This is a genomic window from Sodalis sp. RH14 (genome assembly GCF_047324285.1).
Classification (GTDB): Bacteria; Pseudomonadota; Gammaproteobacteria; order Enterobacterales; family Enterobacteriaceae; genus Acerihabitans.
Genome location: NZ_CP178739.1, coordinates 163,927 through 186,991 on the forward strand (window position 1 = coordinate 163,927; position 23,065 = coordinate 186,991).

Genomic DNA, 23,065 nt, shown 5'->3' on the forward strand with positions numbered 1-23,065 from the left:
GGTAATGATATCCATGATATTAATTCATTTTAAGCAAGTTTACCCGTCCGCCTATAATGCCGTTTCTTCGAGGCAAAAAAGGATGCTGTCATGCTGTCGCAAGGGCGCCTGAACCTGCCGCCGCGCGTGCTGCAATATCAACTCCCGGTCCAGGTGGGGTTGTATATCGGCCTGTTCCTGATAGCCCAGCAATTGGTGGCGCGTTTTCATCTGCCGCTGCCCGCCAATGTGGTGGGCATGTTTATGCTGCTGGCGCTGATTTTATCGGGTATCGTGCCGGTGGCGTGGGTGGCGGCCGGGGCGCGCTGGCTGTTGGCGGAAATGTTGCTGTTTTTCGTCCCCGCCGTGGTGGCGGTGATTAATTATACCCAATTGCTGATGCTGGACGGCTGGCGTATTTTTGTGGTGATTGCCATCAGCACCGTGCTGGTGCTGGGGGTTACCGGCCTGGTGGTCGACCGGGTGTATCGTTTTGAGCTGTGGCTGGCGCGCCAAAAGGCCCGACATGATTGATCTGATCCTGGGTCTGGCTTGTTTATTAGTGACCTTGGTGCTGTATTTCGCTAATAAGCACCTTTATCGCCTTCATCACCACCTGATGCTGATGCCGCTGATTTTTACCCCCGCGGTGCTGGTGGCATTGCTGGCGGTAACCCATGTGTCCTATCAGCACTATCTGGTGGAAACCCATTGGTTGTTATGGCTGTTGGGCCCTGCCACCATCGCGTTTGCGGTGCCGGTATACGAAAACCTGGCGATTATCCGCCAGCATTGGCTGTCGCTTTGCGCCGGCGTTATCGCCGCGACCCTAACGGCGGTCATCAGCTCGGTATGGCTGGCGCGTCTGCTGGCGTTGCCCGAGGTTATCCAGCGCAGCCTGGCGGTGCGTTCCATCACCACGCCGTTCGCGCTCGAGGCGGCCCGGCAGATGGGCGGCCAGCCGGATCTGGTGGCGCTGTTCGTGGTGATCACCGGCGTGTTCGGCATGGCGATGGGCGATATTGTTTTTTTGCGTTTGTCGGTCACGGGCAAGATGGCCAAAGGCGCCGGCCTCGGCGCGTCATCCCACGGCGCGGGCACCGCGCGCGCCTATGAGCTGGGCCGGGAGGAGGGCGTGGTGTCGAGCCTGGTGATGATGCTGGCGGGAGTGCTTACGGTGATGGTGGCGCCGCTGATTGGGCGGGTGATGTGGTAAAGCCGCATCAGTAAGTTGATTTTATGGGTAAAAGACTTGCGTGGCGCGGGCGCCGGACGCGCGCTGGTAAAGGCGGTCCGTCCGCACGGACCGCCGGGCCGCTTGCCTGCGCCGGGCAATTCCTCTATCGCCCAGTCCATGGCACGCGTAACCCTGCCTAGGCGATGGAAACCCCACCGGCGGTCGCAAGCGACACCTTTATCGCCGCCGCGATCAGGCCTTTTTGAATGCGGCCGGGGCCGGTGTTTCCGGCCGCACGGCGTTGGGTTCGCGCACGCCGGTCTGCGAGCGGATAAACTGGGCGAAGAACAGCGCGCGCTCGCTGGCGCCCTGCGCCGAGGTATCGGTAATCGAAAACACCCAGATACCGATAAACGCCACCAGCATCGAGAACAGCGCCGGATATTCATACGGATAAATCGGCGCGGCATGGCCGAGCACCTGCACCCAGACGGTCGGCCCCAGGATCATCAGCATCACGGCGGTAATCAACCCCAGCCAGCCGCCCACCATGGCCCCGCGCGTGGTGAGCTTCGACCAGTACATCGACAGCAGGATAATGGGGAAGTTACAGCTGGCGGCAATGGAGAAGGCCAGCCCGACCATAAAGGCGATGTTCTGCTTTTCAAAGGCAATGCCCAGCGCAATGGCGACGATGCCCAGGATCACCACGGTGATTTTTGACACCCTGAGCTCGTCGCGTTCGGTGGCGTTGCCGCGCTTGATGACGCTGGCGTAAAGATCGTGGGAAACCGCCGACGCCCCGGCCAGGGTCAGTCCCGCCACCACCGCAAGGATAGTGGCGAAAGCCACCGCCGAGATAAAGCCCAGGAAGAAGTTGCCGCCCACGGCGTTCGCCAGGTGGATGGCCGCCATATTGGCGCCGCCCAATAACGCGCCGGAGCTGTCCTTAAACACCGGGTTGGCGCCGACCAGCAATATAGCGCCGAAGCCGATGATAAAGGTTAAAAAGTAAAAATAACCCATAAAACCGGTGGCGTAGAGCACGCTCTTGCGCGCTTCCTTGGCGTCGCTGACGGTAAAAAAGCGCATCAGGATATGGGGCAGGCCGGCGGTGCCGAACATCAGCGCCAGTCCCAGCGAGAGCGCGGAGATGGGATCGGAGACCAGCCCGCCGGGGCGCATGATGGCGGCGCCTTTGCTATGCACCTTCATGGCCTCGGAAAACAGCGTGTCAAAACTGAAGTGGACGGTTTTCATCACCATCAGCGCGATAAACGTGGCCCCCGCCAGCAACAGCACCGCTTTGATAATCTGCACCCAGGTGGTGGCCAGCATGCCGCCGAACAGCACATACATCACCATCAGGATGCCGACCAGCACCACCGCCACATGGTAATTCAGGCCGAACAGCAGCTGGATAAGCTTACCCGCGCCCACCATCTGGGCAATCAGGTACAGCGCCACCACCACCAGCGAACCACAGGCGGACAGGGTACGAATCGGCATTTGCTTAAGGCGGTAGGAAGCCACGTCGGCAAAGGTGTAGCGGCCGAGGTTGCGCAGCCGTTCGGCGATCAAGAACAGGATAATCGGCCAGCCGACCAGGAAACCCAGCGAATAGATCAGGCCGTCATAACCCGAGGTATACACCAGCGCGGAAATACCGAGAAACGACGCCGCCGACATATAGTCGCCGGAGATGGCCAGACCGTTTTGCAGGCCGGTGATATTGCCGCCGGCGGTGTAATAGTCCTTGCGCGAGCGGGTCCGTTTCGAGGCCCAATAGGTGATATACAGCGTCATGGCGACAAACAGCACGAACAGGATGATGGCCTGGATGTTCAGCGGCTGCCGGTCCCCCGGCGCCGCCTGTGCCAGCAGGGGAAAGGCCAACAGCAAGCCCGCGGGGAATCTGATGAATTTATGCATCGTACCGTACCTCGCGCAGGAGCTGTTGGGTCAGGCGTTCAAATTCGCCATTGGCGCGGATGACATAAACCGCGGTCAGGACAAATGAGAGGATGATAATGCCGACACCTATCGGGATACCGCGCGTGATGCTGGTCCCCTCATGGATCGGCGTGCCCAGCCAGCCCGGCGCAAAGGCGATCAGCATGATAAAACCATAGTAGATCATAAGCATTATCAACGAGAGCAGCACCGCGAAATGCTGTCGTTTGGCCACCAGTTCCTTGAAGTGTGGGTTACTCGCTATCCTTTGATAAATGACGTCATTCATCAGGGACTCTCCAGTAGGGTAGAGGTAAAGATCGGAAAGCGCCGTCCGGAGACGGCGGAGTTTTTATGAAGGCATATCCATTGATTGTTTTTCTTCTAACAGCTTTTCAACGACGCCCGGATCGGCAAGCGTCGAGGTGTCGCCCAGATTACTGGTGTCGCCGGCGGCGATTTTGCGCAGAATGCGGCGCATAATTTTGCCGGAGCGGGTTTTAGGCAATGAATCGGTCCAGTGCAGGATATCCGGGGTGGCGAGGGAGCCAATTTCCTTGCGCACCCAGCTGCGTACCTCGTTATACAGTTCGGCGGTGGGCATCTCGCCGTGGTTAAGGGTGATGTAGGCGTAAATAGCCTGGCCTTTGATCGCATGCGGAATACCGACCACCGCCGCCTCGGCGATTTTCGGATGCGATACCAGCGCCGACTCGATTTCCGCGGTGCCGAGGCGGTGGCCGGACACATTCAGCACATCGTCCACCCGGCCGGTGATCCAGAAATAACCGTCTTCATCGCGCCTGGCCCCGTCGCCGCTGAAATACATGCCTTTAAAGGTGGAAAAATAGGTTTGCTCGAAGCGGTCGTGATCGCCATACAGGGTGCGCGCCTGCCCCGGCCAGGAATCGGTGATCACCAGGTTTCCCTCGCAGGCGCCTTCCTGGATAGCGCCGCCGTTATCCACCAGCGCGGGCTGGACGCCAAAAAACGGCAGGGTGGCGGAGCCGGCCTTCAGCGCCACGGCCCCCGGCAAGGGCGTGATCATGAAACCGCCGGTTTCGGTTTGCCACCAGGTATCCATGATTGGGCATTTGGCGTTGCCGATTTTATGGTAATACCATTCCCAGGCTTCCGGGTTGATGGGTTCGCCCACCGACCCCATGATGCGCAGGGATGCGCGGCTGGTGCCCTCGATGGCCTTGTCGCCCTCGGCCATCAGCGCGCGGATGGCGGTCGGCGCCGTGTACAGGATATTGACCTGGTGTTTATCCACCACCTGGGCCATGCGCCGGGCGTCGGGCCAGTTCGGCACCCCTTCGAACATCAGGGTGATGGCGCCGCAGGCCAGCGGGCCGTAAAGCAAATAGCTGTGGCCGGTTACCCAGCCCACGTCGGCGGTGCACCAGTAAATATCGCCGGGATGATAATCAAAGACATATTTAAAGGTCATGGCGGCGTAGACCAGGTAACCGCCGCTGGTATGCAGCACGCCTTTGGGTTTACCGGTCGAGCCGGAGGTGTAAAGGATAAACAGCGGATCCTCGGCGTTCATTGCCGCCGGCGGGCAGTCGTCAGCGGCGCGCGCCACCGCGTCATGCCACCAGAGATCGCGCCCCTCGGTCCAGTCGATGTCTTTACCGGTGCGCTTAAAGACAATTACCCGTTCTATGGTTTTTACCGTCGGGTTTTTCAGCGCGTCGTCGATATTCTTTTTCAAGGGGATCTTGCGCCCGGCGCGAATGCCTTCGTCGGCGGTGATCACCAGTTTGGCGCTGGAGTCGACAATCCGTCCGGCAATGGCCTCGGGGGAAAAACCGCCGAAGATCACCGAATGTATCGCCCCGATACGGGCGCAGGCCAGCATCGCCACCGCCGCTTCCGGCACCATGGGCATGTAAATCGCCACCACATCGCCTTTGGCGACGCCTTGCTCTTTCAGCACATTGGCGAAGCGGCACACCGCCTGATGCAGTTGCCGGTAGGTCAGGGTCTCGCTTTCGCGGGCGTCGTCCCCTTCCCAGATAATGGCGGTCTGATCGCCGCGTTCCGCCAGGTGCCGGTCCAGGCAGTTGGCGGATACATTGAGGGTTCCGTCTTCAAACCAGCGGATTCGCACGTGGCCGGGGTCGAAAGAGGTATTTTTCACCCTTTGGTAAGGCGTGATCCAATCAATAATCTTGCCCTGTTCACCCCAGAAGGTATCGGGGTCGGTGACAGACTGTTGATAAAGCTGGCGATATTGCTCCTGGGATAACAGGGCGCGTTGCGCAATCGCGTCGGGAATCGGGTACGTATGGGGATGGCTCATGGTTTCCTCCTTGGATTTGTTAATAATATGTCAAGCGAGGGTTAATTGAACCTGCCCTGAGGGCTTTGTTTCTTTTTTGCGCGTTAGATCACGCAGCAAAACTGAGGTTTTACCTCAGCGTACAAAAATCTGCCGCGAACTGAACTTTTTGTCCGTTTGTAGGGAGTTTATTTATCATACATAAATATTTTTTTGGTCGCTTTTTCATCGCCGATTAAAGCGCCAAAAAAGAAAAATAAGGACCGAAAAGAGAAGGGTAAACCTGATTATAATGCGTAAATGGATAAAATTTATCAAATTATAACAAACGGTTATATGAGATATTAGGCCTAATTCCACCGCAATAAGTTAAATCGTCGCCAACTCCCTATAAATCAGCGCTTGCATTCGGGCTTTTCAAGATGGTACAGAGTGACGTCCTTTTTTTTAGGCAGTCTGTAAACAGGCTCCGCCGCGTCCGATGACAGGGCGCTAAAAAATGCGCGCGACGACGTATTCAGGCCGCAATCGGCCACGACGGAATCACTTCGGGAAATTGTAAATGTTATGAAAAAGTTAAAAATTAGTCTTGCCTGGCAAATTCTCCTGGCCCTGATCCTGGGCATCGGCGCCGGGGCGTTGCTGCATAACCAGATTGAAGCCAGGGTATGGTTTATCGGCAATATTCTTGCGCCGGCGGGCGATATTTTTATCCGTCTTATCAAGATGATCGTGGTGCCTATTGTTATCTCCACGCTGATTGTGGGCATTGCGGGCGTCGGCGATGCGAAAAAGCTTGGACGCCTGGGCCTGAAGACCATTGTTTATTTCGAGATTATCACCACCCTTGCCATTGTGTTGGGCATTACGCTTGCCAACGTGTTCCAGCCGGGGCACGGGATTGATATGTCCACGCTTGCGGCGGTGGATATTTCCCAATATGAAAAGACCACGGAACAGGTGCAAAGCGGCAACCATAGCCTGGTGGGCACGCTGCTTTCGCTGATCCCGCCGAATATTTTCGCCGCCATGGCGCGCGGCGATATGCTGCCGATTATTTTTTTCTCGGTGTTGTTCGGTTTGGGTCTGGCGGCTTTGCCCGGCGAGACCAAGACGCCGCTGCTTAATGTGTTTAAGGCCGTGGCCGAGACCATGTTTAAAGTGACCCATATGATCATGCGCTATGCGCCGGTGGGGGTATTCGCCTTGATTGCGGTGACGGTGGCCAATTTTGGTTTTGCCTCGCTGCTGCCGCTGGCCAAGCTGGTGCTGTTGGTGTATGCCGCGATCCTGTTTTTTGCCCTGGTGGTGTTGGGGCTGGTGGCGCGGTTGTGCCATTTGCGCATCTGGACGCTGATCCGCATCCTGAAGGAGGAGCTGATCCTGGCCTATTCCACCGCCAGTTCGGAAAGCGTGCTGCCGCGTATTATCGAGAAGATGGAAGCCTATGGCGCGCCTGCGGCAATCACCAGTTTTGTGGTGCCGACCGGGTATTCCTTTAACCTGGACGGTTCCACGCTGTACCAGAGCATCGCGGCTATTTTTATCGCCCAGCTGTATGGTATCGATCTGTCCATCGGCCAGGAAATCGTGCTGGTGTTGACCCTGATGGTGACGTCCAAGGGGATTGCCGGCGTGCCGGGGGTGTCTTTCGTGGTGCTGTTGGCGACGCTTGGCAGCGTGGGTATTCCTCTGGAGGGGCTGGCGTTTATCGCCGGCGTCGATCGCATTTTGGATATGGCTCGTACCGCCCTGAACGTGGTGGGCAACGCGCTGGCGGTGCTGGTGATAGCCAAGTGGGAAAACCAGTTCGATAGCGATAAGGCCCTGGCGTATGAACAGCAGGTACTGATGCTGAAGGCGTCGGCCGCGACGCCCTTCTGAAGGCGGCGCGCGCTCCCTTTAACATGACTTCTGTCGGTTTGGTGACGGCGGGCCCAGCGTGCCGTGGGGCGCTCGGTCGGGCGGGAAAAGCACGCCCGATTCGACCCCATTGGCAGGCTCTCTCTTTAACACGTTTGCTTTGAGATGGGTGTTGGCGGGCATACCCTGCCATGGGGCGCTCGGTCGGGCGGGAAAAGCACGCCCGATTCGACCCCATTGGCACGCTCTCCCTTTAACACGTTTGCTTTGAGATGGGTGTTGGCGGGCATACCCTGCCATGGGGCGCTCGGTCGGGCGGGAAAAGCACGCCCGATTCGACCCCATTGGCACGCTCTCCCTTTAACACGTTTGCTTTGAGATGGGTGTTGGCGGGCATACCCTGCCATGGGGCCTCGGTCGGGCGGGAAAAGCACGCCCGATTCGACCCCATTGGCACGCTCTCCCTTTAACACGTTTGCTTTGAGATGGGTGTTGGCGGGCATACCCTGCCATGGGGCCTCGGTCGGGCGGGAAAAGCACGCCCGATTCGACCCCATCGGCATGCTCTCCCTTTAACACGGCTTCTGTCGGTTTGGTGATGGCGGGCCCAGCGTGCCGTGGGGCGCTCGGTCGGGCGGGAAAAGCACGCCCGATTCGACCCCATCGGCATGCTCTCCCTTTAACACGGCTTCTGTCGGTTTGGTGATGGCGGGCCCAGCGTGCCATGGGGCGCTCGGTCGGGCGGGAAAAGCACGCCCGATTCGACCCCATCGGCATGCTCTCCCTTTAACACGGCTTCTGTCGGTCTGGTGATGGCGGGCCCAGCGTGCCGTGGGTGCGTTAACCTTTGCGGTGCAATAGACGATACAGCGCCGGGATCACCAGCATCGACAGCAGCGGCGCGCTGACCATGCCGCCGATCATCGGCGCGGCGATGCGTTGCATCACCTCGGATCCGACGCCGCCTCCCCACATGATGGGCAGCAGCCCGGCCATGATGGTGGCCACCGTCATCACCTTGGGGCGTACGCGCAGCACCGCGCCTTCGCGGATGGCCGCCAGCAGTTGAGCCTCGCTGAGCGGTTCGTTGCCGGTGCGATGGTTTTCCATGGCATGATTAAGGTACAGCACCATAATCACCCCGAACTCCGCCGCCACCCCCGCCAGGGCGATAAAGCCCACCGCCGCCGCCACCGACAGATTATAATGCAGCAGGTAAAGCAGCCAGACGCCGCCTATCAGGGCAAAGGGCAGCGTGCCCATAATCAGCAGCGCGTCCCTGACCCGGCCGAAGGTGACATACAGCAGGACAAAAATAATCGCCAGCGTAAAGGGCAGCACGATTTTCAGCTTGGCGCTGGCGCGCTCCAGGTATTCAAATTGTCCCGACCAGCTTAACGAGACGCCTTCCGGCAGCTTGACCTGCTGCGCCACCGTCCGCTGCATTTCCTGCACGGCGGATTTGAGATCGCGGCCGCGTAAATCGACGTAGATCCAGTCCGACAGGCGGGCGTTCTCGCTTTTCAGCATCGGCGGGCCTTCGCTGACGCGGATATCCGCCAGATCGGCCAGGCTGACCTGCGCGCCCCCGGCAGTCACTACCGGCAAGTCGCGCAGTTTCTGCACCGAGTCGCGCAGCTCGCGCGGATAACGTACGTTGATGGGGAAACGTTCGCGGCCTTCAATGGTTTCGCCGATATTATCACCGCCGATAACCGCCGCCACGATGGACTGCAGTTCACCCACCGACACGCCGTAGCGGGCGGCGCGCACCCGATCGATATTGATATCGATATAGCGCCCGCCGTTGAGCCGTTCCGCCAGCGCGGAGGTGACGCCTGGGACGTTTTTCACCACCCGTTCGATCTGCTGGGCCACCGCCTCGACCTGCTCGATATTATTGCCGTTCACTTTGATCCCCACCGGGCTTTTAATCCCGGTGGCCAGCATATCGAGCCGGTTGCGGATGGGGGGCACCCAGATATTGGCTACCCCCGGCAGCGACACCGTCCGGTCCAGTTCCTGCACTAGCTTATCGGTGGTCATGCCGGGCCGCCATTGATCCCTGGGCTTGAAATGGATGGTGGTTTCCAGCATGGTCAGCGTCGCCGGGTCGGTGGCGGTTTCGGCGCGTCCCGCCTTGCCGAATACGGTGGCCACTTCCGGCACGGTTTTAATCAGCCGGTCGGTTTGCTGCAACAGCCGGGCGGCTTCCCGCGCCGATATGCCGGGCAGCGTGGAGGGCATATATAATAAATCCCCCTCGTCCAGCGCCGGCATAAACTCGGTGCCCAGGCGGCTGAGCGGCAGCAGGGTGACCACCAGCAGCGCCAGCGACAGGGCAAGCGTGGTTTTCGGCCACGCCAAAACCTTGTCCAGCAGCGGCTGATACATGCGGATTAGCCCCCGGTTGAGCGGGTTGGCGTGTTCGTCCGGAATACGCCCACGGATAAAATACCCCATCAATACCGGCACCAGGGTAATGCCCAGTCCCGCCGAGATCGCCATGGCATAGGTTTTGGTGAACGCCAGCGGGCCGAACATCTTGCCCTCCTGCGCCTCCAGTGAAAATACCGGAATAAAGGACAGGGTGATGATCAGCAGGCTGCAAAACAGCGCCGGCCCCACCTCGGTGGATGCGCGGGCGGAGATTTCCCAGTAATCCTCGCTTTTCGGCGTCTGTCCGGGATGATCGTGCCGCCATTTCTCCAGCACCTTGTGCATATTTTCAATCATGACTATCGCCGCGTCCACCATGGCGCCGATGGCGATGGCGATGCCGCCGAGCGACATGATATTGGCGTTAACCCCCTGGTAATGCATGACGATAAAGGCGCCGAGGATGCCCAGCGGCAGGGTGATGATCGCCACCAGCGCCGAACGGAAGTGAAACAGGAACAGGCTGCACACCAGCGCCACGACGATAAACTCTTCCAGCAGCTTATGGGAGAGGGTTTCTATGGCCTGCTTGATAAGGCTGGAACGGTCATAGACCGGCACGATTTGCACGCCTGGCGGCAGGCTGCGGCGCACCTCGTCCAGCTTTTGCTTGACCGCGTTGATGGTCTCCAGCGCATTTTTGCCATAGCGCATGATAACAATGCCGCCGGCCACTTCCCCCTCGCCGTTCAGTTCGGCCACGCCGCGCCGCATTTCAGGACCCAGGCGGATATCGGCCACATCGGACAGCAACACCGGCACGCCGCCGCGCGAGGTGATGACGATATGATCAAAATCCTCCGGGGTTTTAAGGTAACCGGCGGCGCGCACCATATATTCGGCCTCGCTCATTTCCAGTACCGATCCGCCGCCCTCCTGGTTGGCTTGCTTAACCGCGTCGATGACCTGCTGGTGAGACAGGTTAAGCGCCCGCAGCCGGTCCGGTTTCAGCAGGATTTGGTATTGGCGCACCATGCCGCCGACGCTGGCCACTTCCGACACGTTCGGCACGGTTTTTAATTCGAATTTCAGCACCCAATCCTGGATGGCGCGCAGATCGGCCAGGCTGTGGCGCCCGGTTTTATCCACCAGCGCGTATTCATAGACCCAGCCGACGCCGGTGGCGTCCGGCCCAAGGCTGGCCTTGGCCTCCGCCGGCAGCGTAGACTGCACCTGGCTGAGATACTCAAGCACCCTAGAGCGCGCCCAGTAGGGATCGGTGCCGTCCGCGAACAGGATATAGACATAGGCGTCGCCAAACATCGAGAAGCCGCGCACGGTGGTGGCGCCAGGCACCGACAGCATGGTGGTGGTCAGCGGATAGGTCACCTGATCCTCCACCACCTGCGGCGCCTTGCCGGGATAACTGACGCGGATAATCACCTGTACGTCGGACAGGTCGGGCAGCGCGTCCACCGGCATACGCTGCAAAGACCAGATGCCCCAGGCGGTCAGCAGCCCGGCGGCCAGCAGCACCAGCAGACGGTTGCGCAGCGACCAGCGAATGATAAAGGCGATCATTTGGCACTCCCCAGCGGCATCATTTGGGTGATGCGCGCACCGCTGTCGTCAAGCGTAAAGTGGAACATGACACGGCTGCCGACGGCGATGCCCTTGGGCAGTCCGCCCGCGGGCAGGATAAAATCCATGGTCATCGGCGGCCAGTTCAGGCCGGGCACGGCATGGTGCGACAACGTCGCCATTTCGCCGTTAACCGCGTCGATAACGCCCTCGGTGGCATATTCCTGCGCGGCGCCGGGCGGCGGCGATTGCGTCGCGGCGCTGTCAGCCGGCGTAGCGGCGGACGGGGAGGCATCGTCCGCGCCGGCGCCAGGATTTACGCCGGTTGCCGCCGGCGAAGAGGCATCCGTATCGTCCGCCATCTGCGGCAGGGCGCTGCGCAGGCTGGCTTCGGAATCAATCAGGAACTGGCCCGAGGTGACCACCCGATCGCCGGCGGCCAGCCCTTTACGCACTTCCACCCAGTCGCCGAACTCCCGGCCGGCGATAACGCTTACCGGGGTGAAATGCCCGTCGCCCTTGGCCAGCAGCACGGTATTGCGGCTGCCGGTCTGGATCAGCGCGTCCTGCGGCATGGTCAACACCGTTTCGCCCCGCGCCGCCTGCGCCAGGCGGATGTTAAGGTACATGCCGGGCTGCAGCTTGCCGTCATGATTTTCCAGCGCGATGCGCGCCCGGTAGGTGCGGGTGGCGTTATCCACCACCGGCAGCATTTCCGCAATCCGGCCGTGAAACAGGTCCCCCGGCCAGCGTGACGTCGTGGCCTGGATATCGCTGCCGGGCTGGAGGGCCCCGGCTTGGGATTCAGGATAATCCACCACCACCCAGACCGGATCGAGCGAGCTGAGTTCAAACATCGCCTGGGACGTGCCGACCTGGCTGCCTTCGCGCACCTCCAGGCGGCTGATAAAACCCTGCTCCGGCGCCCGTACTTCGATACGGGTTTGCGGCCGGCCGGTTTTTTCAATAGCGCGGATAATGTCCTCCGGCATAAACAGCAGTTGCAGACGCTGGCGCGCCGCGGCGGTGAGCGACGCATCCCCCAAATGCCGCACCGCCAGATACTCCTGCTGGGCGGCGCTCCATTCCGGAATCCACAGCCGCGCCAGCGGCTGGTCCTTTTTCACCAACTGCTGCTCGGCGCGGACATAGAGTTTTTCCACCAGACCGTTGGCGCGCGCCGGTATCACCTGTATTCCCCGATCGTCAATGCTGACGGTGCCGAACGCCTCGAAACGCGGCTGCACGGTTCTCAATGCCACCGTGCCCAGGCGCACGCCCAGGTTTTGCTGCTGGCGGGCGCTGACGGTTACTCCGCCGTCCTGCTGCGTCTCGTCGGCATAACGCGGCGTCAACGGCATATCCATAAACGGCGATTTGCCGGGTTTATCAAAGCGCTGTGCCGGCGACATGGGGTCGTACCAATACAGTACCCGGCGGCCGCTGTCGGCCGCGGGATTGGCCTGGGCCGGCGTGCTTGCCGCTTCCGGCGGCCGGCGCAGGAAATAACCGGCGGCAAAGGCGGCGCAGAGCGCGGCCAGGGCCAGGACGACGGCGACGGTACGTCCGGTGGTAATACGGTTCATGACCTGTTCTCCTGCGGGATAAGATAACGAATGGCGGCCCAGCTTTGCGCCAGTTCCCTGGCGGCGCGGGTTTCATTCTGCTCGCTGGCCAGCAGGGCGCTGCGCGCGCCCAGCAGTTCGGCGAGCGTGGCGCTGCCGGCGCGATACTGCGCCTGCATCAGCTGCAGTCGCTGCTTTTGCAGCGGCAGTACCTCGTCCCGCTGCCGCAGCCAGCGGGCCTGGGCGGCCTGGTACTGGGCCACCAGGATATTCAGCTGCGCGGTATGATCCCGAATGGTCTGCGCCAGGCGATCGTTGGCCTCGAAGGTACGCGACTGGTCGGCGGCATGATCCTTATCCTGCCGTTGCGACTGGAACAGCGGCAGATCGACGGTAAACATAATGCCGGCCATATCGTCGCGGCCGCTGTCGCGCTTGCCGTAATACACTTCCACGCCGACATCCGGAATCGCCGCCACCGCCGACTGCGCGGAGCGGGCCTGCGAGACTTCCGCCTCGCGCCGCGCCTGCACTATTTCAGGATGCTGGTTCACGCCCTGGGCCAGTGCCTGCGGATCGGCCGGCAGGCGGTCGAACCGCGGCAGGGGGCCGGCGGTCTGGATACGATCGATGCCGGTCAGCTGCATCAGGCGCGCCTGCGCCATCGCCACGTCCCGCTGCGCGTCGGTAAGCGCATCGCGCATATCGATCACCACCAGGCGGCCGTCCAGCACCGCGCCGGCGCTGCCCCCGCCGGCTATCGCCGCCTTCTGCACCGCGATCTGCCGTTCGCTTTCCGTCAGCAGATGGGTCGCCGCCTCGACCGCCTGTTGCGACAGGGCCAAATCCAGCCAGGCCTGGGCGGTATCCCGCTGCAGCTGCGCGCGCAGGTTTTGATAACCGGCGGCGGTGGAGGCCGCCTCGGCCCTGATCGCGTCCGCTTTGCGTTCGCGTTTGGTACTGCTGACATAATCCTGCATGACGCCGATGCGCTGCATGGTCATGTCTTCACGGGTAAAACGCCGGGCATTGCCGCCGCCCACCGGCAGGTTATCAATGCCGAATTTCAGCTTGGGGTCGGGCAGCTGCAGGGCGGAATCGGCCATATTTTCCAGCGCCTGGCGCTGATGAAGGTTGGCGGAAAGATCCGCCGAATAGCGTTCGGCCCGGGCCAGCGTCTCATCCAGGCTCATTTGCGCCGCGGGAGCCGCGGCGGAAACGAACAGCATGAGGACCAGCCACGTCCGGGAGGAGCATGGTAGCAACATAACGATCCTCGCTTACTGCTGGAGAGAATGAATGGCGGTGAGCGTATAGCCCTGGGCGTCCTGGCGGAAACTGAAATCCACCTGCGTGCCGGCGGCCAGCTTTCCTGCGTCCAGGTCGGCCGGCACGGCGAAGGTCATGGTCATCGGCGGCCATTTCAGCGCCGCAATGGCCTGATGGGCGATAGCCACATGCTGGTTATCCCAGCGCTTGATAATGCCGCTTGCATGGTAGTCGGCGGGGGAGGTGTTAACGTTTGACGCGGCCGTGACGCCGTGATCATGATGCATACCGGGCATATCGCCCATACCGGCCATGTCGTCGGCAAACGCGGGCAAGGCAAAAACAGAAACAGCGGAGAGAACAACAATAAATAATGTGCGCATTGCATTGATTCCTGAACATAAGTCATCCACTACCGTCGCGTTCAGGCGACGGCAACCGTTGGCGTTATGTCAGGATCTATAACCGGTACCGGCAGAATTGAATCTCCGCCGGCGGCCCTGCTATGGGCGGGGTAAGCCAGGCGACATCCGGCAGGCGCGGTTCGTCGCGCCACTCGGCCACCTGGAGATCGGTTTGGCTGGGCAGGACCACGAACGGCGCGTGCTGGGTGTCTTTTTGCGCGGAATCCGGCACGCAGTGCTTATCGCATAATAACCCGGGCGCGGCGGCGCGCTGCTGCGAAGGCATATTGTCATGCAGCATATGCTCGCTATGCTCAAGGGCCGCCGGCAGCGCGGTAACCGGCATTGAGCACTGGTGGCTGGCCAGCGCCAGCTGGGCGTTCAGTAACAGCCAAAAGGCCAGCAGAATCATAGCGAACACCCGCCGCCTGCGGCAGCGTAGCTTGACCATGAATTCTGTTACTGAAGCGGAGGACACGATAATTCCCTTGTTTGGCAATCCCGGCGCGGAAAAGGCGCCGGTCGGCTTAAGTGAACGCGAAAAGCCCGGACAGCTTATTGATGCGCATCAATTTTTACTTGATAAGCAAAAACTGGCAAGGGTAATTTGCACTAACTGACAAATCATGGGGTAAGCCGCGATGCCCGCCGCGATGCGGCGTAAGCGCGACGGTTTCGCGGATGATGGCGGATGTTAACGCAGATGATGCACCACCTGGTTGCTGCTGCCGCGCCAGATCAGCGCCGGGTCCCGCAGCGCCTGGATAAATTTACCGTCGATCAGCACGTTTATCAACGCGGCCACCTCCTGCTGGGCGTCGGTTAATTCCGCCAGCCGGTAACCGGTCCAGACCCAGATATCCTTGGCCGGGCATTCGGCGCGCACGCGCCGCACCAGCTGCAGCACGGCGGAGAGATTCTGCGGATGCAGCGGATCGCCGCCCGAGAGCGTCAGCCCCTGGCGGTGGATACGGGTATCCTGTAAATCGGCGATAATCCGGTCTTCCATGGCCGGGGTAAAGGGCACCCCGGAGTTAAGCCGCCAGGTGCTTTTGTTATAACAGCCCGGGCATTGGTGCACGCAGCCGGACACAAACAGCGTACAGCGCGTGCCGGGGCCGTTAATCACATCCACCGGGTAATACTGGTGATAATTCATCCCTGTCAGCCCAGCTGGCCGTCGGGCAGATGTTTCACCCGACGTTTCACCTCTTCCTGCTTGCCGGCGTTGAACGGCCGCGCGTCCGGGCTGCCGAGATAACCACACACCCTGCGGGTTACCGACACTTTGGCCGGATTGTGATTACCGCATTTCGGGCAGGTAAAGCCCTTGCTGGTACAGGAAAACTCGCCGGTAAAACCGCACTCGTAGCATTCGTCGATGGGCGTGTTGGTGCCGTAGTAGGGAACCCGGGTATAGCTATAGTCCCAGACGTCTTCCAGCGCTTTCAGGTTATGCTGCAGGTTCGGATATTCGCCGTAGCAGATAAACCCGCCGTTGGAGACCGGGGGATAGGGCGCTTCAAAATCCAGCTTGTCGTAAGGGTTGACCTGCTTTTCCACGTCGAGGTGGAAGCTGTTGGTATAATAGCCCTTATCGGTCACGCCTTCGACGATGCCGAACTCGGCGGCGTCCAGACGGCAGAAGCGGTCGCACAGGTTTTCGCTCGGCGTGCTGTACAGGCTGAAGCCGTAGCCGGTCTCTTCTTTCCAGCGGTCGGTGGCCGCCTTCAGGTGGGCCACGATGGACACGGCCTTCGCGCGCAACGCCTGATCGTCATAGACATGGGTCTGGCCGCCGAACAGGGCGTTAATGGTTTCATGCACGCCGATATAGCCAAGCGAAATGGAAGCCCGGCCGTTCTTGAAAATGTCGGCCACGTCGTCATCGGCTTTCAAGCGCACGCCGCAGGCCCCTTCCATATACAGGATCGGCGCCACGCGGGCCTTGACGCCGTCAAGCCGGGCGATACGGGTCATCAGCGCTTTTTTCGCCAGCACCAGGCGTTCATCCAGCAATTGCCAGAAACGGGCTTCGTCCCGTTTGGCCTCCAGGGCGATGCGCGGCAGGTTGAGGCTGATAACGCCCAGGTTGTTGCGCCCGTCGTGGATCTGCCTGCCGTTCTCCTCGTAAACGCCGAGGAAGCTGCGGCAGCCCATCGGCGTCTTAAATGAACCGGTAACCTTCACCACCTGATCGTAATTCAGGATATCCGGGTACATGCGTTTGCTGGCGCATTCCAGCGCCAACTGCTTGATATCATAGTTGGGATCGCTGAATTTATGGTTCAGGCCGTCGCGAATGGCGAACACCAGCTTCGGGAAAACGGCGGTTTTGCGGTTTTTACCCAGCCCGGCAATGCGGTTGCGCAGGATGGATTGTTGGATCAGGCGCGATTCACGGCTGGTGCCCAGGCCAAAACCGAAGGTGACGAACGGCGTCTGGCCGTTGGCGGTATGCAGGGTATTGACTTCATATTCCAGCGACTGGAAAGCGTCGTAACATTCTTTTTCGGTGCGCGACAGGGCATACCCTTCCGCGTCGGGAATCTTCCACTTCGTGGCGGTATTGCGATGTTTGTCGTAGCTGGCGGCCACGTAGGGCGCCAGGATTTCGTCGATCCGGTTAATGGTGGTGCCGCCGTAGATATGGCTGGCCACCTGGGCGATAATCTGCGCGGTTACCGCCGTGGCGGTGGAAATGGAGCGGGGGGGCTCGATTTCCGCGTTGCCCATTTTAAAGCCTTTGGTCAGCATGCCTTCCAGATCGATCAACATACAGTTGAACATCGGGAAGAACGGCGCGTAATCCAGGTCGTGGTAATGGATTTCGCCGCGTTCATGGGCCAGCACCACGTCGCGCGGCAGAATGTGCTGGCGCGCGTAATGCTTGGCGACGATGCCGGCCAGCAGATCGCGCTGGGTGGGGATGACCTTGCTGTCTTTATTGGCGTTTTCGTTGAGCAGCGCCATATTGCTCTGCTCGACCAGGCCGCGGATTTCCTGGTTCAGGCGGCCGCGTTGTTCACGGGCGACGTCACGATCGTGGCGGTATTCGATATACAAACGGGCCAGCGTTTTATGCGGCCCCGCCATCAGCTGGTTTTCCACCGCGTCCTGGATATCGCGGATATCGACATGGGAGCGGGAATTCATCTGCTGGCCCACCAGGGCGGCGACGGTGGCGCAATAATCGTTATCCTGAACACCGGCGGCCTGCGCGGCATGCACTATCGCCTGGTAAATCCGTTGCTCATCGAAATTGACCTGGCAACCGTCTCGTTTGATCACTACCGGTTTCACGATGCGACTCCTTTACGCCTGGGGGCGGGTTAGGTGTTCCCTTCTTTTACCGGCCGTTTTCCCGGCGGGCCTGGCCGGGCGCGATACCAGCGGTAGAGAAGGTAAACACTATATCTAGTTTGTTATAATCAATAATGCCACTAGATGTAGAGTATGAGCTAGTCAGATGTCACTAAACTTGACCTAACGCAATAAAATCGACCCGTGGTCGAAGAGTTGTACAGCGCGGTTTTTAGCCGATAAACCGGCCGTCGCGGTTTATGCCGCTGAAAATAAATCAATAAATTTCCCCCGGGGCGGCTTGGGGCGTTAAAAAATTTTTCGCGCGATTTTCCGGTCGCTGTTACCGACGGGCGGGCGGGGCGACCGGCGGGTTTTATCCGCGCGCGTGATTATTCCCGCAGCCAGAAAACCGCCTCATAAGGCCGCAATGTCAGCGGCCCCGGCGAGTGGGGCGTATCGGCATAATTGCTCATCAGCCGCCGCCACGGACCGCGCCAGGCGGTTGCTGGCCGCCACTGCTGTGGTTGCCGGCCCAGATTCGCCAGCACCAGCAGCCGCTGGCCGCGCCAGGCGCGCCGGTAATGCCAAAGCGCGGGGTGCGCCGGGCTCAGGTCGCGATAATCCCCCTCCGTCAGGATCGGCAGGGTTTTGCGCAGCGCAATCAGCCGCTGATAGCAATAAAATACCGAATCCGCGTCGGCCAGGGCGGCCCGCGCGTTGATCCGGGCGGCATTGCCGGCGCCGGCAATCCACGGCGTGCCGGTGCTGAACCCGGCGTTGACGCCGTCATCCCATTGCATCGGCGTGCGGCTGTTGTCGCGGGATCGGGCGGCCAGGACGTCCAGCGTCTGCTGGCGGCCCAGGCCACGCGCCATGGCGTCGGCATACATATTCAGGCTTTCGACGTCGCGGTAGTCGGTAATGGCGCTGAACGCGGGGTTGGTCATGCCCAGTTCCTCGCCCTGGAAGATAAACGGCGTTCCCTGCATGCCGTGCAGCGTCATGGCCAGCATCTTGGCCGAGACGACCCGCAGCTCGCCCTCGTCGCCGAAGCGGGAAACGATGCGCGGCTGATCGTGATTACACCAAAACAGCGTGTTCCAGGCGTGGCGGTGCATCCCCCGTTGCCAGCGGTTGAATATCTGCTTGAGCAGCACAAAATCCGGCGGCGCCAGCGCCCATTTTTCTCCGTCGGCGTAATCCACTTTAAGGTGATGGAAATGGGCGGCCATGGACAGCTGTTCGCCGTTGAGATTGGCGTACTGGCGGCATTTCTCCAGGGAAGTGGACGACATTTCCCCCACCGTCGTCAGCGCCAGCGGCGTAAAGATTTCCCGGTTCATCTCGCGCAGATAATCCTGCACCTGCGGCAGATCGGTATAAAAAGGCCGGCCGTCGCCCCCGGGCGCATCGGGCAGCCGCGGGTGCTTGGCTATCACGTTGATCACGTCCAGGCGCAGGCCGTCGATACCGCGATCGGCCCAAAACCGGCAGATATTTTTCAGCTCCGCGCGCAGCGGCGGATGCGCCCAGTTCAGGTCCGCCTGCTCCCGGGAATACAAATGCAGGTAGTATTGTCCGCCCGGCGCCGGCTGGTGCCAGGCGCTGCCGCCGAATTTGGACAGCCAGTTATTGGGCGGGCCGTCGTCCCGGCCGTCGCGCCAGAAATAATAGGAGCGGTACGGGCCGTGCGGGTCTTTCGAGGCGATAAACCAGGGATGGGAAGTGGAGCTGTGGTTAAGCACCATATCCATAATGATGCGCATGCCCCGCCGGTGGGCGCCGGCCACAAGCGCGTCAAAATCCGCCATCGTGCCGTAGGACGGGTCGATGGCGTAATAATCGGCAATATCATAACCGCTGTCCACCTGGGGCGAGCGATAGACAGGCGTCAGCCACAGCGCATCCACTCCCAACTGGTGCAGGTAATCCAGACGCCGGGTGATCCCGGCCAGATCGCCGCAGCCATTGCCGGTGCTGTCCTGAAAACTTTTCGGGTAAATCTGGTAAATAACGCCGTTGCGCCACCACGGGACCGTCATGCTAGCCTCCGCCCCGCAGCCGGCCTGCCGCCGGTGTCGTTATGATTGTCGATGCGCTGGTCTCCCGGTTGTTTTTCATCGTGACGGTATAACGATTGCCTGGCAACGGGGCAAAATGTGCTGTCGCGACCAAGGGGTTCAATTATCAGCCGGCAAACGCATAGTTGTTTATTTTTCGTTGATGTCTGGGGCCGTATAGTCCGCCAGGAAATAAACGCGGCTGCCTGCAATACAGTTTATGCCTGACGTTACCTACCCTAAAGAAGTTGCCGCGCCAGGGACAGTAGTTTCGTCTTCCCGCGGGCGGATTTGTCGATAACCGCATGTTTTTTGTCTCACCGGAGGTGGATCACCCGTATGGACCCCGTACCCAACCCTGATTGTTATTCTCCCATCCGGTAAGCCCCCACGCGCTTTTTCGCGCCTGCCTTGCCGGATGATAAACGGCAGGCGGAAGCGACGCTCTTCTGCTGATGAACTTTTTGCCCTGCCCGGCGGTATTCGTCCGGATCGGCACGGAAGACAGCATCATGATTACACTTTACGCACGTCAACTTTTTACGCGGCTCTATCATCATTTGCCCCGCCGCCTGTTCCAGCGCGACCTGATGCTGGATGGGCTGAAAGCCGGCGCCAGCCGCACTGTGCCCGCCGCCCTGACCCGCGCTTGCCTGGAGTGCGCGCAGGCCACGCAAGCGGAACTCTACGCGCGTTTCGCCAGCGGCCCGCAGGGCCTGGACGCGGCCGGCGTCGCCATCGCGCACCGGCGGCATGGCCTGAACAGCGTGGCCGCCGAGCAGCCGCTGACCTGGCGGCGGCACTTATGGTCCTGCTATCGCAATCCCTTCAATATCCTGCTGACGGTGCTGGGCATCGTGTCCTACGGCACCGATGACATCATTGCCGCCGGGGTGATCGCCCTGATGGTGATGATTGCCACCCTGCTTAATTTTATCCAGGAGGCGCGCTCCAACAAGGCCGCCGACGCGCTCAAGGCCATGGTGAGCAATACCGCCACGGTACTGCGCGCCGACGGGCCGGGCGGCAGCGGCGTGTACCAGGAGATCGCCATGGCCAGCCTGGTGCCGGGGGATATCGTCAAACTGTCCGCCGGGGATATGATCCCGGCGGATTTACGCATCCTGCATGCCCGGGATCTGTTTATCGGCCAGGCGGCGCTGACCGGGGAAGCGCTGCCGGTGGAAAAAAAAGCCGGCGTCGCAGGGGAGGCCGGGCGCAATCCCCTGGAATGCGGCAACCTGTGTTTTATGGGCACCAACGTGGTAAGCGGCACGGCGCAGGCGCTGGTCATCGGTACCGGCGATAGCACCTGGTTCGGTCAGCTTGCCGGCCAGTCCACGGCGCAATGCGCGCCGCCAAACGCGTTCCAGCTGGGCATCAGCCGGGTCAGCTGGCTGCTGATCCGCTTTATGCTGGTCATGACGCCGGTGGTGTTGCTGGTGAACGGTTTTACCAAAGGCGACTGGTGGGAAGCGGCGCTGTTTTCGCTCTCGGTGGCCGTGGGCCTGACGCCCGAAATGCTGCCGATGATTGTCACTTCGTCCCTGGCGAAGGGGGCGGTGCAGCTCTCGCGCCAGAAGGTGATCGTCAAGCGGCTGGACGCCATCCAGAACTTCGGCGCGATGGATATCCTGTGCACCGATAAAACCGGCACGCTGACCCAGGATAAAATTGTGCTGGCCAGCCATACCGATGCGTTCGGCAAGCGCTGTGAGCGGGTGCTGCGAAACGCCTGGCTGAACAGCTTCTACCAGACCGGCCTGAAAAACCTGCTGGATAAGGCGGTGCTGGAAAAAATGGCGCAGGAAGACGCCGGCCTGGCGCAGGCGCGGTGGCGCAAAATCGACGAAATCCCCTTTGATTTTGAGCGCCGCCGGATGTCGGTGATTGTCGGCGCCGACGACGGCCAGGCGCGGCTTATCTGTAAAGGCGCGCTGGAGGAGGTGCTGGGCGTTTGCAGCCGGGTGCGCCACGGCGACGATATCGTGCCGCTCGGCGCCGCGTTGCTGGCGCAAATCAGCGCCGTGGCCGGCGAGCTGTCGCTGCAAGGGCTGCGGGTGGTGGCGGTGGCCGGTAAACCCGTCGCCATGGAACGCGGCGACTTCAGCCGGCTGGATGAGGCGGATCTGGTCCTCGAAGGTTATATCGCCTTTCTCGACCCGCCGAAAGAAAGCACCGCGCCGGCGCTGGAGGCGCTGGCCAGGCACGGCGTCACGGTGAAGATACTCACCGGCGATAACGAACGGGTGGCGGCCAAGGTTTGCCGGGACGTCGGCCTGGCGGTCGACCGGGTGCTGACCGGCGATGAGATCGAGGGCATGGACGACAGGCAGCTGGCGCTTATCGCCCGGGCGACCACGGTGTTCGCCAAACTGACGCCGCTGCAAAAAGCGCGCATTGTCGGCGCCCTGCGCCGGGAAGGGCACGTGGTGGGGTTTATGGGCGACGGCATTAACGACGCGCCGGCCCTGCGCGCGGCGGATATCGGCATCTCGGTGGACTCGGCGGTGGACATCGCCAAGGAGGCGGCGGATATCATCCTGCTGGAAAAAAGCCTGATGGTGCTGGAGGCGGGCGTAATCGAGGGCAGGCGCACCTTCGTCAATATGATGAAGTATATCCGCATGACCGCCAGCTCCAACTTCGGCAATGTCTTCAGCGTGCTGGTGGCCAGCGCCTTTTTACCGTTCCTGCCGATGCTGCCGCTGCATCTGCTGGTGCAGAACCTGATTTATGATATCTCGCAGATTGCCATCCCGTTCGATAAGGTGGACGAGGAGCAGCTACGGCGCCCGCAACGGTGGCGCAGCGGGGACCTGGGGCGTTTTATGGTGTTTTTCGGCCCTATCAGCTCCATCTTCGATATCCTGACCTTTTGCCTGATGTGGTGGGTATTCAAAGCCAACACGCCCGAGCAACAGACCCTGTTCCAGACCGGCTGGTTTGTGGTGGGCGTGCTGTCGCAAACCCTGGTGGTGCATATGCTGCGCACGCGTAAAATACCGTTTTTGCACAGTCGCCCGTCCTGGCAGCTTGGCATCACCACCCTGGCGGTCATCGCCGCCACCGTCGGCATGACCTTTACGCCGCTGGCCGGATTCCTGCACCTGCAGGCGCTGCCGGGCGGCTACTGGCCCTGGCTGGTGGCGATACTCGCCGGCTATATGGCGCTGGTCCAGTCCATGAAAGGCTGGTTCGTGCGCCGGTATGGCTGGCAATAAGCGCACGCCGGCGCC

The 23,065-nt window shown here is 60.8% G+C and carries 16 protein-coding genes; 5 read left to right on the top strand and 11 right to left on the bottom strand.

The features are described from left to right. Positions 1–90 precede the first annotated feature (90 nt). On the top strand, positions 91–513 hold the full coding sequence (locus ACL2XQ_RS00725) for a CidA/LrgA family protein (RefSeq protein WP_410012560.1): 423 nt from the start codon (positions 91–93) through the stop codon (positions 511–513). Further along, positions 506–1,195, top strand: a complete 690-nt coding sequence (locus ACL2XQ_RS00730) for an LrgB family protein (protein ID WP_410012559.1) — start codon at positions 506–508, stop codon at positions 1,193–1,195. The genes ACL2XQ_RS00725 and ACL2XQ_RS00730 overlap by 8 nt, the downstream gene beginning before the upstream one ends. Before the next feature lie 213 nt (positions 1,196–1,408). Here the strand turns inward: ACL2XQ_RS00730 and ACL2XQ_RS00735 are convergent, their stop codons facing one another. From ACL2XQ_RS00735 to acs, 3 genes are all read right to left on the bottom strand, one after another. Next, a complete protein-coding gene (locus ACL2XQ_RS00735) occupies positions 1,409–3,088 on the bottom strand; it encodes a cation acetate symporter (RefSeq protein ID WP_410012558.1) in 1,680 nt (559 codons plus the stop codon). Further along, positions 3,081–3,398, bottom strand: a complete 318-nt coding sequence (locus tag ACL2XQ_RS00740) for a DUF485 domain-containing protein (protein WP_413727349.1) — start codon at positions 3,396–3,398, stop codon at positions 3,081–3,083. Before ACL2XQ_RS00740 ends, ACL2XQ_RS00735 begins: the two co-directional genes overlap by 8 nt. A 63-nt stretch (positions 3,399–3,461) precedes the next feature. Next, entirely contained in the window at positions 3,462–5,420 is a 1,959-nt protein-coding gene (acs, locus tag ACL2XQ_RS00745; protein WP_413739930.1) for an acetate--CoA ligase, read from the bottom strand. 546 nt (positions 5,421–5,966) lie between these two features. Here acs and gltP point away from each other — a divergent pair. Further along, on the top strand, positions 5,967–7,283 hold the full coding sequence (gene gltP, locus ACL2XQ_RS00750; RefSeq protein WP_410012555.1) for a glutamate/aspartate:proton symporter GltP: 1,317 nt from the start codon (positions 5,967–5,969) through the stop codon (positions 7,281–7,283). Positions 7,284–8,102: 819 nt separating this feature from the next. Here gltP and ACL2XQ_RS00755 read toward each other — a convergent pair. The 5 genes from ACL2XQ_RS00755 to ACL2XQ_RS00775 all read right to left on the bottom strand — a co-directional run bounded on the left by ACL2XQ_RS00755 (position 8,103) and on the right by ACL2XQ_RS00775 (position 14,872). Next, on the bottom strand, positions 8,103–11,222 hold the full coding sequence (locus ACL2XQ_RS00755; protein WP_413739931.1) for an efflux RND transporter permease subunit: 3,120 nt from the start codon (positions 11,220–11,222) through the stop codon (positions 8,103–8,105). Next, the gene (locus tag ACL2XQ_RS00760) at positions 11,219–12,808 is read right to left on the bottom strand and encodes an efflux RND transporter periplasmic adaptor subunit (RefSeq protein WP_413739932.1); all 1,590 of its coding nucleotides are present in this window, start codon (positions 12,806–12,808) and stop codon (positions 11,219–11,221) included. The genes ACL2XQ_RS00755 and ACL2XQ_RS00760 overlap by 4 nt, the downstream gene beginning before the upstream one ends. After that, positions 12,805–14,055, bottom strand: coding sequence for a TolC family protein (locus tag ACL2XQ_RS00765; RefSeq protein WP_413721885.1), 1,251 nt, complete (start codon positions 14,053–14,055; stop codon positions 12,805–12,807). The genes ACL2XQ_RS00760 and ACL2XQ_RS00765 overlap by 4 nt, the downstream gene beginning before the upstream one ends. A 12-nt stretch (positions 14,056–14,067) precedes the next feature. Beyond that, positions 14,068–14,439, bottom strand: coding sequence for a copper-binding protein (locus ACL2XQ_RS00770; protein WP_413721886.1), 372 nt, complete (start codon positions 14,437–14,439; stop codon positions 14,068–14,070). 76 nt (positions 14,440–14,515) lie between these two features. Then, a complete protein-coding gene (locus tag ACL2XQ_RS00775; RefSeq protein ID WP_410012550.1) occupies positions 14,516–14,872 on the bottom strand; it encodes a hypothetical protein in 357 nt (118 codons plus the stop codon). Between the two features lie 31 nt (positions 14,873–14,903). On the opposite strand from ACL2XQ_RS00775, the gene ACL2XQ_RS00780 reads away from it, so the two are divergent. Then, complete coding sequence (locus tag ACL2XQ_RS00780; protein WP_413739933.1) at positions 14,904–15,080, top strand: hypothetical protein; 177 nt, start codon at positions 14,904–14,906, stop codon at positions 15,078–15,080. Positions 15,081–15,154: 74 nt separating this feature from the next. Here the strand turns inward: ACL2XQ_RS00780 and nrdG are convergent, their stop codons facing one another. From nrdG to ACL2XQ_RS00795, 3 genes are all read right to left on the bottom strand, one after another. Beyond that, entirely contained in the window at positions 15,155–15,619 is a 465-nt protein-coding gene (gene nrdG, locus ACL2XQ_RS00785) for an anaerobic ribonucleoside-triphosphate reductase-activating protein (RefSeq protein ID WP_410012549.1), read from the bottom strand. Between the two features lie 5 nt (positions 15,620–15,624). After that, complete coding sequence (gene nrdD, locus ACL2XQ_RS00790) at positions 15,625–17,763, bottom strand: anaerobic ribonucleoside-triphosphate reductase (RefSeq protein ID WP_410012548.1); 2,139 nt, start codon at positions 17,761–17,763, stop codon at positions 15,625–15,627. A 392-nt stretch (positions 17,764–18,155) separates the two neighbouring features. After that, positions 18,156–19,808, bottom strand: a complete 1,653-nt coding sequence (locus tag ACL2XQ_RS00795; protein ID WP_410012547.1) for an alpha,alpha-phosphotrehalase — start codon at positions 19,806–19,808, stop codon at positions 18,156–18,158. Positions 19,809–20,338: 530 nt separating this feature from the next. Here ACL2XQ_RS00795 and mgtA point away from each other — a divergent pair. Next, on the top strand, positions 20,339–23,050 hold the full coding sequence (gene mgtA, locus ACL2XQ_RS00800; protein ID WP_413739934.1) for a magnesium-translocating P-type ATPase: 2,712 nt from the start codon (positions 20,339–20,341) through the stop codon (positions 23,048–23,050). Positions 23,051–23,065: the final 15 nt, after the last annotated feature.